This window comes from Streptomyces sp. JJ66, assembly GCF_019303495.1.
Taxonomy (GTDB): Bacteria; Actinomycetota; Actinomycetes; order Streptomycetales; family Streptomycetaceae; genus Streptomyces.
Genome location: NZ_JAEVFI010000016.1, coordinates 138,419 through 150,798, shown reverse-complemented (window position 1 = coordinate 150,798; position 12,380 = coordinate 138,419). Strand labels below are relative to the sequence as shown.

The following is a 12,380-nucleotide window of genomic DNA, read 5'->3' as shown; positions in this document are numbered from 1 at the left end:
CACCCGCATGCCCGGATTCTGGACGGAGTCTTCCGGAGAGCGGATCGGGTCGCTAAGTTTCGGACACGCACACGCCCCGTGGCAGCGTCGCCTCGGAGCGCAGCCGGTGCGGCCCTGCCAGCGCAGCCGGTGGCCTCCCTCCGATCGTCGTCCACGGGACCTGGGCGGCGGTACACGCCAGACGTGTGGTCGGCCGTCGGCTCTCACCCGAAAGGGGGGCGTCGTGACCGCGGAGACCTCTCAGACGCTCGACAGAGGGCTCAGAGTCCTCAAACTCCTCGCCGATACCGACCACGGACTGACCGTCACCGAGCTGTCCCACAAGCTCGGCGTGAACCGCACGGTCATCTACCGGCTGCTCGCCACCCTGGAGCAGCACTCCCTCATCCGCCGTGACCTGGGCGGGCGGGCCCGCGTCGGGCTCGGCGTCCTGGGCCTGGGCCGCCAGGTGCACCCGCTGGTGCGCGAGGCGGCGCTGCCCGCGCTGCGCGCGCTGGCCGAAGAGGTCGGCGCCACCGCGCACCTCACCCTCGTGGACGGCCCCGAGGCGCTGGCCGTCGCCGTGGTCGAACCCAGCTGGACCGACTACCACGTCGCCTACCGGCCCGGCTTCCGCCACCGGCTGGACCGGGGTGCGGCGGGCCGCGCCATCCTCGCTGGCCGCCACCCCGGCCCCGAGGCGGACGCCGGTTACGTCCTCACCCACGGTGAGCTGGAGGCGGGCGCCAGCGGTGCCGCCGCGCCGCTGCTGGGCGTGGCCGGGATCGAGGGCAGCGTCGGCGTCGTCATGCTGTCCGAGTCCGTGCCGGAGAAGGTCGGCGACCGCGTGGTGTGCGCCGCCCATGAGGTGGCCGACGCCCTGCGGTGACCGCCACCGGCTGCCCGCAGGGCGCGCGCCGGGGCCGGGCCGGACTGGGGCGGGCGCCGTGTTCTATCCTGCACGGGTGCTCACTGCTCTCGCCGCCCGCCGGGTCCCGGTGCTCGCCGCGTGCGCTCTGGCGTTCGCCGCGCTGATCGCCGCCGCCGCCCTGGCCCCGCTGCCCTACACCCTGGCCCAGCCGGGCGTCACCGCCGACGTGCTCGGCGAACACGAGGGCGAACCGGTGATCGCGGTGGAGGGCGCCGACGGCGCGGGTGCGGTGGCCGGGGGCGAGCTGCTGATGACGACGATCGCGGCCACCCCGCCGGACGCCACGGTCCGCCTCACCGATGTCGTCTCCGGCTGGTTCGCCGGGGACCGCGCGGTCATGCCCACCGACGTCGTCTACCCCGTCGGCGACTCGCCGGAGGAGATCCGCGAGTACAACGAGGACGCGATGACCCAGTCCCAGACGGCCGCCGAGGCCGCCGCCTTCGACACGCTCGGCAGCGCGGGCGACGACGTAGACGTCACCTTGCGGCTGGACGAGATCGGCGGGCCGAGCGCCGGACTGCTCTTCGCGCTCGGCATCATCCAGAAGGCCGGGGGCGAGGACCTCACCGGGGGACGCACCATCGCGGGCACCGGCACCATCGAGGCCGACGGCACAGTCGGGCCGGTCGGCGGCGTCCCGCTGAAGACGCAGGCCGCCGCGCGCGACGGGGCGAGCGTCTTCCTGGTGCCGCGGGCCGAGTGCGCGCAGGCCCGCGCCGAGCTGCCGGACGGCCTGCGCCTGGTCCCGGTCCGCACCCTGGACGGGGCACTGGACGCGCTGGAGGGGCTGCGCGAGGGCGGCGGCGTACCCCGATGCTGAGCCGCCCGCCCCCGCCCCGCCGCACGGGCTCCGCCCGCTTCGCGGTTCTGCTGCTCCCCAGCCTGGGGAGCAGCAGAACCAACTCAACTAGGGGAAGAGGTTACTTTTTGACTCTGATCTCGATCAGGACGTGTTCCCGGCCGTCCACAGACTCACCGATACCCTCCCAGCTGTCCGCGGGGAGGTCGTACTCGACGCGGTCCCCCTCAGCGGTCATCTGGAGGTTGGTGTTCTCGTAGTCGTTGGTCCGCACGCCGAACACTGATTCGAGTTCCAGGGTCAGGAAGCCCTCCTCACCGGTGACCTTGAAGCTGCTCGGCCTAGCTAGATCTCCGAGACCCTCGGGTAGTTGAAATCCTCAACGGCATACCCGGGCTCCGTCTCGGATACGGGTTCGGCGGCAGCGGCAAAGGGCTGCACCTGGGCCACCAGGGTCCACGCCAAGGCGCCAGCCACGGTCGCGGCGCCGAGGGTAGGTGTCAATGCGGTGCGTGACTTCATCGCAGTGAGGCTTTCTCGTGCGCCCAGCAGGACAGGAGGTGACACCGTGAGGTAGCGGTGTTCTTGCTGTTCGGAAGCTTGTCGTCGCCTGCCGGTGGAAGTCCGGTCCGGGTAGCTGCCAGGAGGCCCGGTAGCAGGCTGGCGGCGTCGGAGGGAAACGTCCGGCGTCGAAGCCCAGCGTCAATGGCCCTGTGACAGGGGGAGCGACGATACGGTCCGTAGCATCACGCGAAGCCTGCGGCGTCGTTACTCAGCCACTCTTCGGGGTGGAACGAGGGAGTGCCGAGCCTCTCGAAATCGGGGCGAAGGCCATGGAAGCGGTGAAGATCCTGGACGGGCAGCCGTGAAGGACTCCCCGGCGTATGGGGCGCGGAACGTATCGAAGGTGGCGACGGGAACTGGGGAGGCCCTCCCTGGCCCGATGACCTGCGGACAGGCGTCATCGGAAGCGGCGTGTCCTATAACCGGTAATCCCGGGAAGTGGGCGCGGGCCGGGTGGGCGTCGGAGGTGGCCGTAGTACCGCTTGCAGCCGGGAGACAACACAACTCCCGGCGAGGGAAGGGCCACTGCTTCGTCGGTGCGTCATGAAGTGAAGGAGGGGCTCGGTGAGTGCCCACGTGGCTAGTCCCGCCGTCGGGGGATGTTCTCCCTCGGATACGGTCCGTGCCTTGCAGCATGCGCTTTACCGGTCGGCCAAGGCCGATCCCGGACGGCGGTTCCACGCGCTGGGAGACAAGATCCACCGCAGGGATGTTCTCCGGCGTGCGTGGGCCATGGTGCGTGCCAACAACGGCGCACCGGGCATCGACCGCACCACCCTGGCCGGCATCGAGGAATACGGCATCGACCGTCTCCTCGGCGAGCTGGCCGACGAGTTGAGGCGGGGGCAGTATCGGCCCTCTCCTGCCCGCCGGGTGTTCATCCCCAAGCCGGGGGTGAAGGACGAGCGAAGGCCGCTGTCCATCCCGACGGTTCGTGACCGCACGTGCAGGCCGCGATGAAGATCGTGCTCGAGCCGGTCTTCGAGGCCGACATGCTGGCGTGCAGCTTCGGGTTCCGCCCGAAACGTTCGGCGCATGACGCCTTGCAGGTGCTCATCGATGAGCACCATCGGGGCAGGCGGTGGGTGGTGGAGACGGACATCGCCGAGTGCTTCTCGGCGATCCCGCACGAGAAGTTGATGTCGGCGGTCGAAGAACGCGTCTGCGACCAGTCTGTTCTCAAGCTCCTGCGGCAGATCGTGCGCGCCGGGGTGATGGAGGACGGGCAGGTGCGACGGCCGGTGACCGGGACTCCGCAGGGCGGTGTGATCTCACCGCTGATGTGCAACGTCTATCTGCACCGGTTGGACCGGGCGTGGGACGAGCACGACGGGACCCTGGTCCGCTATGCCGATGACCTGGTCGTGATGTGCTTCTCCCGCAGTCAGGCTGAGCGGGCACTGGCCCAACTGGTCGGACTGCTGGGGGAACTGGGGCTGAAGCCGAAGGCGGCCAAGACCCGGATCGTGCACCTGGGGGTGGGCGGGGAAGGCTTTGACTTCCTCGGATTCCACCATCGCCAGGTACGTTCCCGGGGGCTGCACGGACGCCGACGCGTCGAGTTCCTTGCCCGCTGGCCCTCGAACCGGGCGATGCAGCACGCCAGGGACCGGATCCGGGAGATCACCGCCCGGCGCTGGCTACCGCTGCATCCCGAAGCGATCGTGGAGGATCTGAATCTGTTCCTCCGCGGCTGGATGGCGTACTTCAGGTATGGCCATTCTGCCCGTCGCTTCAGCAAGATCGGACGATACGCGGAGGAGCGAGTCGCGCACTTCATCAGCAAGAAGCACCGGCGTAGCCGGAACTTCGGGTGGTGGGTGCTGACGGTCTCGTCTCCGAATCGGCTCGGCCTGATCAGCCCGTACGGAACCGTCGTGGCACCCAGGGCTGGCAAGCCCTGGCGGGAGAGACCGAATGCCTCCGGTGAACGGCGTCGGTGAGCCGTGTGCGGGAGAACCGCATGCACGGTTCGAAGCGGCGGGGGCTGGAAACGGAGCGGAAGCACTCCGCCACCGCGCCAGCCCCCGACCCTACAGCGAAATGATCTTCGCGTTGCGGGGTGTTCCTGGCGGTTGGGGATGGAACGGCAGGCGGACCCCGGTTGTAGGCAGACGTAAAGCCCCTGGTAGGACGGTTCTCTCCACAAGATCGTCAGCTGAACCAGAGGCTTCACGTTGGTCATCTATGCTGCCACGTTCGAGGTCCCGCTCCACGTGGTGGAGTACCTGTCGCGGCTGCTGGCCGCGCACCGGCGCCGGATCGGCACCCCCAAGGGCTCGCGGGCGCTGGGCACCTTCCGCCAGGTGGTGCTGGTGCTGCGCTGGTTCCGCACACGCGGCTGCGTGCACTGCCTGGCCCGGGATGCCGGTATCTCCCAGGCCACCGGCTACCGCTACCCGCGCGAAGGCACCGACGTCCTGGCCGCACAGGCTCCCAACCTGCACGAGGTGCTGGAACGCTACCGCCATGAGGGGATGAGCCACGTGATCCTGGACGGCACCCTGATCGCCACGGACCGACTCGCCGGGACCGCGCTGAGTGTGAAGGGCAAGGAGATCGACGCCTGGTACTCCGGCAAGCACAAGCGCTTCGGCGCAAACGTGCAGTTCCTCGGCGCCCCGGACGGCACCCCGCTGTGGACATCCGACACCGAGCCCGGCTCCACCCACGACCTGACCGCCGCCCGCGCCCACGGCCTTCCCGCGCTCTACCCGGCGGCCCGCCAGGGCCTGCGCACCCTCGCCGACTCCGGTTACGAAGGCGCCGGCATCGGCATCCACACCCCCGTCAAGAAGCCCGCCGGGCACAGCGCAGACCATCTACACGCCGACAACCGCACCTACAACGCGCTTCAGTGCGGCGTCCGGTCCCTGGGCGAGCGGGCCGCCGCCGAGCTCAAGGTGCGCTGGAAGACACTGAAGTACGTCACGCTTGCCCCAGCCGGATCGGTGACATCGCACGCGCCGCCCTTGTCCTCAACGGGCACTGGAAATGACCTTCACTGAGAAAACCTCACTAAAGAGAAGTGACGATCTCTACGAGCATGTGTTCACGCCTGTCCGGATCAGTGGGCTCGCCAACTGCGGTCCAGTCGTTCTCGATGATGTCGTAGGTCTTTTCTTCCTCATCGACCGTCATGTTGACCGTGGTCTGGTAGTCGTTTCCCTTAATGAGGTGAACCGACGGAATCTCCAAACTGAGATAACCCTTGTTTCCCGTTACGCGGAAGCAGGTATCTTCCAGGTCACGTGCCCTCACCCTCAAGAGCCCCTCCTGGCTCCCACACTCGGCGAGAACGATGTGCCCATCTCCCCGCTTGAGGATAATACCCCGATCCTGGAGTATTTTATCGGCCTGGGGGTACACGAAGTCCTCCACCGCATAGCCCGGAGAACTGTCGGCAACTGGAATTGATGCAGATACACTCCTTGGTGTCGGCGACGCGCCGACATTGAGTACCAGGAGGGTGACAGCGCCGGCGGCCAAGCCAGGGACCAGCGCTCGAGAAAGCAACCTCATGAGGTTTCTCGTCTCCGTTAGATGAGAGATACAGGTCGCTTCTCCATGCGAGGAGGCGACACGCAAGGACATGCTGCTGATGGATGCAGGGCCTGCATGGCCTTCAATCCCCTTTGAGGAAGCGGTCAACACTTGTGCAGATGTGCGCAGTTGGCATCCCTGCCGGATCAGCATATGCATTTTTGCCACCCCGCGCAAAACAAAAGCGCACTCTTGTGGCGTGCGTCACGCCAGGCGGAGCTCAGGTTCGGCTGCAAATTACGAGGCAGTCACGACCCCATTACGAAATGGTATCACCGCGCAACCGTCTCGCTCTTTCCCTTGAAGGCTCGCATGTGTCATTATCCTTGTGGCCTGAAGATGCATCAGGTAACTCCTAAGGCAGCTCGATGCACTGCGACCTGCCTTCAGGGAAAGTCGTTAGATGCCTACCACTCCGGCATGCCCTCTTGGGCGGATTCGAGGAGAACACTCAGTGACCATTCAGACGACTTTTTTGAGTCGGCGCCGTTTCCTCAGCATGCTGGCAGTTACTACTGCTGCAGCAGCCTCACCCATAGCTTTCCCGCGCGTGGCTCAAGCCGCGAAAAGTGAAGCGCCCAACTCCCTTGCATTTCCGGATACCGAGCGCGCGAAGGTAGTCAAGGCATGGCTGACGGGCGGTAGAGCCACCAAGGCCGCCGCAGCATTCGCCCTTAGTGGCACTGGCGCCGACATCACCACTTTTCTTGCTGATGAGCTGCCGAAGGTGATCGCTGAGGACAACAACGTTGCCATTGCCACTTATCTTGCACGTGCCGGCAAGGGAATGCGCCGGGAGGCTGTCGCTGCGCTTGAAGGAGGCGACAGTGCCATCGCGAACTTCCTCTCCGAAGGCTTCAAGCCAGCGATCACAGAAGATTTGAGTGTGGCCACGGCCGTCATCATGTCCACCGGTGGTAAGGCAGTCCAGCGAGAAGGTTCCGCGGCCCTGGAATCTGGGACGATGCAGGTCCTGTCGGACTTTCTAACCAGCGGTCAGTACAGCGCTCGCGCAGAGGACATGCAGGTCGAGGTATCTGTCATGCTGGTAAGCGCGGGCCCTGAGGTGCGAAAGTACGCCAGCCGCGCCCTCGACGGCACGACAGAAGACGTCCGTTGGTTCCTTGAGACCGGTCAGCACATAGCCCGTGCCCGTGACCAAGAGTCAGGCACTATCGAAGAACTTGTCGCTGTGGTCGAACGGGAAGGCCAGCGGGCCAAAGCCGAGACTGACCTCGCTGTCGAAGCTTCTGAGCGGGCCAAGGTTGCCGCCGAAAAGGCGAAAGAGGCCGCCGAGAAAGCAGCGGCTGAAGCGGAGGCCGCCCAGGAGGACGTGAAGAAGTCCGGTGCTGCGGCCCGCAAGGCGGCCAGTGCTGCCAAGGGCGCGGCGGACGCCGCGCGAAACGCCATCAGAGCCTCGCACACGGCTGTCACCGCATCACGGCGTGCTGCCTGGGCTGCAACTGCGGCTTCCCAGGCAGCCGCGACCGCCGGACGCGCCGCCGCCCGGGCCTATAACGCCGCCATTGCCGCCTCCAAGGACGCCGCTCACACTAAGGCGGCGAAAGACGCCGCCCGTGCGGCCCGTGACGCGGCGGGTAAGGCTCGTACGATCGCGGCCGCTGCTGGCAAAGCCGCCGCCGCCGCAGAAGCAGCCGTCACTGCTGGTTCTGAAGCCGCTTCCGCTGCTCAGAATGCGGCAGTTGCCGCCTCCGCCTCCGCCGACGCCGCGGCAGCTGCCGGCGTCGCTCAGCAGGAGGCCGCAGAAGCCCGGCGCCAGGCCAGCATTGCCTCCACCGCTGCGAACCGGGCCAGCAGCGCTGCCGTCAACGCGCAGAGGTTGGCCAACAAGGCCGCGGCCGCAGCACGCGTCGCGCGTGATGCGGCCAATTCCGCCGCTGGGCATGCGGAGAATGCGGCAGACGCTGCCGATGAAGCAGTTGTCAATGCAGGTAAGGCAATCGACTATGCCAACACGTCCACGGCTCGCGCCGCTGCAGCCATCGAGGCGGCCGACAACGCCACCAAGGCCGTCGAAGAAGCCATCACTGTGGAGCAGGCAGCACGAGACGCGGAGACGACGCTTCTGGAGGAAGACAAGCTTCAGGGGATGGAAGAGGCAAAGCAACTGGCCGAGATTGAAGCCGACCAACTGGCTCAGCTTGCTGACAAGCTCCTCCAGGCCGAGCAAACCGAGGCTGCTCTCCAAGGCATCATCTCCCGAGCTGAGCAGGCGCTCGCAGCGGGAGATTTGTCGCTGGCCGCCACATTGGGTCGCAAGGCAGCCGTGGGCCTGCTCGAGGCCAAGGGCGGCTGGACGAAGTGCGCGGCTCAGTACGCGCTGTCCGGCTCAGACGCCGACGTGCATGCCTGGATCGACACCGATCGATCCATTGCCCAGGGGCAAGACGACCGCGAGACCGCCCTTTATATGGCCCAAGTCTCTGTTCCTGCAGTAGCAAAGGCCGCGCAGCTGGCGCTGGAGAGCGATAACGCGAACGCGATCCGTCAATTCCTCACCGACGGGATCGCCGAAGCCGGCGCTGACGACTATCGCGTCCAGATCGGTCATATACTCGACAACGACCCCGGCAGCGCCGTCCATGCCGCAGCGACCGATGCGCTGGATGTGAACACCCCTCATGCGCTCAAGGAATTTTTCGACAAGACCTACCCCAAAGCGGTGCACGAAGACGACAGTGTTGCCATCGCAACGCTCCGCGCCAACGGCGGTGCTTACACCAAGGCTGCCGCCTCGGTTGCCCTGGAAGGGCCGACATGGATGCATCGCCAGTTCATCGACGTCGTCCAGCACAAGACCGCCCAGCTTGACCACGACTCCGCCACGCATATCGCGGCGATCCGCGGATCGATCGCCGCTGCAGCGAAGATCGCCGCCAAGGCACAGGAAGATGCGGAACTGGCGTCGAAGGCCGCAGCCGAAGCCCGCGAAGAAGCTGGTGAGGCAGCCGACTGGGCAGACAAGGCGCAGGCTTCGGCAGAACGGGCCTCCGGCCACGCTGAGGAGGCTCGGGCGAATGCAAATGCGGCCGATGCCTCCGCCGCCGCAGCACAGGGATCGGCGAACCAAGCCAAAAGCGCAGCAGCGACGGCGCGTAGCGCAGCCCGTGCTGCTTACTACTCTGCGAACAAGGCCACCGATGCTGCTCACGCGGCATTGGCGTCCTCCTACAGTGCTCAGGCGGCAGCGAAGGACGCCCGTCAGTCCGCGCTCGCAGCCGGCCAAGACGCGAAGGAAGCGGCAACAGCTGCAAGCGAAGCCCGGCAGATAGTAGCTGACCTGCGGAGGCAGAAGGCAGCCGAAGCTGCCCGACAAGCATACCTGGATTCGGTAGAAGCGCGGGAGAACAACCGCAACCCATCCGACAATCCCACTCACGATCAGGTCAATGATAATGGCAGCAAGGGGGATAAGGAGGACGAGGATTGGTACGAGGATGCTGCCTGGTGGGCGGACTTCTCCAACGGTGTCAGCATCAAACTTGGATTCGCCGCAGGTATCTCTGGAGGCCTTGCTGCTCTCAGCCTGTGCTTTGTTGTCACAGCCCCTGCAGCGCCGATCTTTGCTGGCGTAGCAGCTGGATTGGGCGGCTTGTCTCTCCTGGCGGGCGCGATCAGCCTTGTAGCCACAGGTATCGAGTACGGAATAAACAGTAAGGAGTTCGCGGACTCCGTACTAAGCAATGCACTAGGGCTAGCTGCCTTCGGCCTGGGAAGGTCTGCACGAGGTCTCCTTAACAGCGACATTACGCGGCAGCTCTCAGATGCCGCCCATGATCTCGTATCCCCGATCATCAGCATTTTCGACTAACCAAGGGGGCTTTCACGTAATCGACGGCCCTCGCTCTTCAATTGAGCGTTGCCGATAGTGGCGATAAAGTAGCTGTAGTCTCGAAGTGGACGCAATTGCCCTGATGTAATCAAGTCAACATGAATTGGATGCGACTCACCTAGGTCAATAAGTCACTTCAGCTTTATGAAAGCTAACTAAGGTCGCTACGCCACTATTCCAACATGCACATTTTCCCCTGTCGCTCGGCATTGCTCGAGCGGCAGGGGTAAAGCTTCAGAAATCGCGTATACGCCATCATAGTAGTTGCCGGGTACGCTCCAACCATGATGCCGAAAGCGCGCTTATAAAACCCGACTCATGAAAGATCCTCTCATGAACGATAAACCAGAGCTAACTTTCGTGCCGCCAGGGAAAGATCAGTGGTGGGCCCCCGTCGCCACAGGGGTGGCGGTACTCGCGGTGACCGCTGTGCAGTGGGAGTCCGCAGGGACGCTGACAGACAATTGGGTCCTATCCGGGCTCATTTTCGGAAGCTTGCTCATTATCATCCCTTCTTACCTGATCTTTAATCGGCTGCATGTCTACGCGCACGGTGTTCACATTCAAACACCACTAAGGCGGACATATATACCCTGGAGCGAAGTTGCGGAAATCCAAGTCATTACGGAGAATGCCCACTTCTACGACCTTCGCCGAGTATCATTCCTGCTGCGCAACGGAAAAACCCGAAAACTCCCCCTGCCGCACGACAGGGGCGAAAGGCACTTCGATCTCAAAGTGGCGCAGCTCCGCGAATTTCACCAGAAGTCGATTGAGTCGTAGGTATTTAACTGAGGTTTTCGTTTCGGGGTGACGTCATGGTGACGCGAGATGAGGCCGGTCTTGGAGATGAAGCCGTCCAGCCGGCCTGGCTGGTACTACAGCCGGAGATCTTGTGACGGAGCCTGGGCTGGACGCTGTCGGAACGGGCCGGGCATGTGACCGCCGACCGGATGCAGTGGCTGCTCAGCGGCTCGGTCTGGGAGGCGGACCAGCTGCGTGACGCGGTCCGCGATTACGCCGTGACGCACCTGGGCGGGGCCCGGACGCGGCGCTGGTCATCGACGACACCCAGGCCCAGAAGAAGGGCACCAAGTCGGTCGGCGTGGCCTTCCAGCACTGCGGTCTGACCGGAGATGTGCGCAACTGCCAGACCGACCATGGTGATGCTCACCTACGCCACTCAGGCCGGGCACGCCTTCATCGACCGGCGGTTGTACTTGCCCGAGGAGTGGACGGCCGAGCGCGAGCGGTGCCGTGAGGCGCGGAGTTCCAGACGATGTCACGTTTGCCACCAAGCCCGAGTTGGCCATCGCCATGCTCGAGCAGGCCCAGGCCGCTCGCATGCCGTTCTCCTGGGTGCTGGCTGACGCTGGCTACGGCCGGGATCCGCAGCTGCGGGTCTGGTGCGACGGGCGGAAGGTGCCGTACGTGTTCGGCGTCCCCGTTGGCCTGCCGATCGACGGCTCGCCGGGCAAGCCGCGCCAGCCCGCCGTGAAGCGCGCCGATGACCTGCTCCACTATGCGAAAGTCCGCGACCAAGTGGGATCGCCGCTCCTGCGGCGGCGCCAAGGGCGAGCGTCTCTACGACTGGACGGCCTTCGCCGTGACCGTGAAGGACGAGGACCCGGCCGACGGCTTCACGCACTGGCTGGTACTGCGGCGGTCTGTGCACCCCAACCGGGGCGGCAAGGACGGCCGGCTCCACCGCGAGATCGCCTGCTTCCTCGTCCACGCCCCCGTCGGCAGCACGGTCTCGGATGTCATTGCCCGGGCGGGCGGCCGCTGGCAGATCGAGGAGGACAACGAGATCAACAAGCAGCTTGTCACCTGGCCCAGTACCAGGTCCGCAAGTGGGCCCCTGTCAGCGTCACGTCACCGCCTGCATGCTGTCCACCGCGTTCCTCAGCGTCCAGCGCGCCGCCATCCCCGAACCCGGCCAGACCCTCGAATCCCAGCTGGATTCCGGCCGGGAGCAGGCGCCCGATCAGGGAAAAGCGCCGGGCACCGACGAGAGCGAGGCCGCTGGCTGATCCCCGGCCCGCTCTTGCGGCCTTCGGTCCATACCATCCGGCACTGCCTGGCCGCCACCCACCTCAACCCCCACCATCCCGTCGAGACCGTCCTGACCTGCGAGTTATGGCGCCGCCTCCACCAGACCCGCGCCATGGTCAGCCACTACCGACGCCGCGGAGACCCGCTACCGGACCGCCTCCGAACTAGGCCCACCACCAGCCAATCCCGCCGATCACCGGCCCTCAAGATCTCCGGCTGTAGTACCTGGAAGTCATCCAAATCCCGGCCCGGGGGTCCCTCGATATACCCAGAAAATCTGGCAAAACAGATAAAAGAACGCTTCTCAGAGATCCTGCCTCAGTCAGTCTGTCGATATGGCCGGAGCAGGACGCCCCGACCTCCCGCGTCCCATCGGTGGGCGGGGAGGAAGAGGCGTCCTGCTCTAGCACTCCAGAGGAGCAGTCGATCATTCGACGCCCTCAGGTCTGCAGTTTCAGAGAGTGATCATGACCTTGCCGCTGTCCCAGTAGTTTCCGCGGTTGGTGCGCACGGCGACTCTGCCGTCCGTGGTGTGAACGAACAGGTCGGCCTTGTTGTCGTCGGTGGCATCGCCGAACTTGAGGGTGCCCAGGTCGGAGCCGTTTACGAAGCGTCCCCAGCCGGCGGACCAGTGCTTGCCTTGGTCCCAGTAG

At 65.4% G+C, this 12,380-nt stretch carries 9 protein-coding genes and 4 pseudogenes; 10 read left to right on the top strand and 3 right to left on the bottom strand.

Annotated elements, in window-relative coordinates:
• Positions 1–223: 223 nt before the first annotated feature.
• Both JJV70_RS14030 and JJV70_RS14025 read left to right on the top strand, forming a co-directional pair.
• Positions 224–868 carry an IclR family transcriptional regulator gene (locus JJV70_RS14030; RefSeq protein ID WP_219048207.1) on the top strand — a complete coding sequence of 215 codons (645 nt, stop codon included), beginning with the start codon at positions 224–226 and terminating at the stop codon, positions 866–868.
• Positions 869–944: 76 nt separating this feature from the next.
• On the top strand, positions 945–1,733 hold the full coding sequence (locus JJV70_RS14025) for a S16 family serine protease (protein WP_374227299.1): 789 nt from the start codon (positions 945–947) through the stop codon (positions 1,731–1,733).
• 100 nt (positions 1,734–1,833) lie between these two features.
• Here JJV70_RS14025 and JJV70_RS22800 read toward each other — a convergent pair whose 3' ends face one another.
• On the bottom strand, positions 1,834–1,986 hold the full coding sequence (locus JJV70_RS22800; protein WP_257573921.1) for a hypothetical protein: 153 nt from the start codon (positions 1,984–1,986) through the stop codon (positions 1,834–1,836).
• Between the two features lie 917 nt (positions 1,987–2,903).
• Between JJV70_RS22800 and JJV70_RS22795 the strand changes: the two genes are divergently transcribed.
• The 3 genes and pseudogenes from JJV70_RS22795 to JJV70_RS14005 all read left to right on the top strand — a co-directional run bounded on the left by JJV70_RS22795 (position 2,904) and on the right by JJV70_RS14005 (position 5,274).
• Positions 2,904–3,236, top strand: coding sequence for a hypothetical protein (locus JJV70_RS22795; protein ID WP_257573920.1), 333 nt, complete (start codon positions 2,904–2,906; stop codon positions 3,234–3,236).
• Complete coding sequence (locus JJV70_RS22790; protein ID WP_257573919.1) at positions 3,233–4,219, top strand: reverse transcriptase domain-containing protein; 987 nt, start codon at positions 3,233–3,235, stop codon at positions 4,217–4,219. Before JJV70_RS22795 ends, JJV70_RS22790 begins: the two co-directional genes overlap by 4 nt.
• 234 nt (positions 4,220–4,453) lie before the next feature.
• Positions 4,454–5,274: pseudogene (locus JJV70_RS14005) on the top strand (transposase family protein).
• A gap of 20 nt (positions 5,275–5,294) precedes the next feature.
• Here the strand turns inward: JJV70_RS14005 and JJV70_RS14000 are convergent.
• Positions 5,295–5,870: a hypothetical protein gene (locus JJV70_RS14000; protein ID WP_306823459.1), complete on the bottom strand. Its 576-nt coding sequence runs from the start codon at positions 5,868–5,870 to the stop codon at positions 5,295–5,297.
• Between the two features lie 403 nt (positions 5,871–6,273).
• Here JJV70_RS14000 and JJV70_RS13995 point away from each other — a divergent pair, with 403 nt between their 5' ends.
• From JJV70_RS13995 to JJV70_RS22780, 5 genes and pseudogenes are all read left to right on the top strand, one after another.
• Positions 6,274–9,651: an ALF repeat-containing protein gene (locus JJV70_RS13995; RefSeq protein WP_308294815.1), complete on the top strand. Its 3,378-nt coding sequence runs from the start codon at positions 6,274–6,276 to the stop codon at positions 9,649–9,651.
• Positions 9,652–10,005: 354 nt separating this feature from the next.
• Complete coding sequence (locus tag JJV70_RS13990; protein WP_219048205.1) at positions 10,006–10,455, top strand: PH domain-containing protein; 450 nt, start codon at positions 10,006–10,008, stop codon at positions 10,453–10,455.
• Positions 10,456–10,723: 268 nt separating this feature from the next.
• Positions 10,724–10,933: pseudogene (locus JJV70_RS23505) on the top strand (transposase); the annotation flags it as partial.
• Positions 10,930–11,106, top strand: a pseudogene (locus tag JJV70_RS23500) (transposase); the annotation flags it as partial. The pseudogenes JJV70_RS23505 and JJV70_RS23500, both read left to right, overlap by 4 nt.
• Positions 11,107–11,525: 419 nt before the next feature.
• Positions 11,526–11,705 (top strand): hypothetical protein, encoded by a 180-nt coding sequence (locus JJV70_RS22780; protein ID WP_257573918.1) that lies wholly within the window; start codon positions 11,526–11,528, stop codon positions 11,703–11,705.
• A gap of 476 nt (positions 11,706–12,181) precedes the next feature.
• On the opposite strand, the pseudogene JJV70_RS22775 reads toward JJV70_RS22780, so the two are convergent.
• A pseudogene (locus JJV70_RS22775) lies at positions 12,182–12,380 on the bottom strand (fusidic acid esterase FusH); the annotation flags it as partial.

Excerpts from the sequence above, each read along its gene's own strand:
- JJV70_RS14000 (WP_306823459.1), bottom strand. The coding sequence starts at position 5,870 with ATGTCCTTGCGTGTCGCCTCCTCGCATGGAGAAGCGACCTGTATCTCT.
- JJV70_RS13990 (WP_219048205.1), top strand. The coding sequence starts at position 10,006 with ATGAACGATAAACCAGAGCTAACTTTCGTGCCGCCAGGGAAAGATCAG.
- JJV70_RS22790 (WP_257573919.1), top strand. The coding sequence starts at position 3,233 with ATGAAGATCGTGCTCGAGCCGGTCTTCGAGGCCGACATGCTGGCGTGC.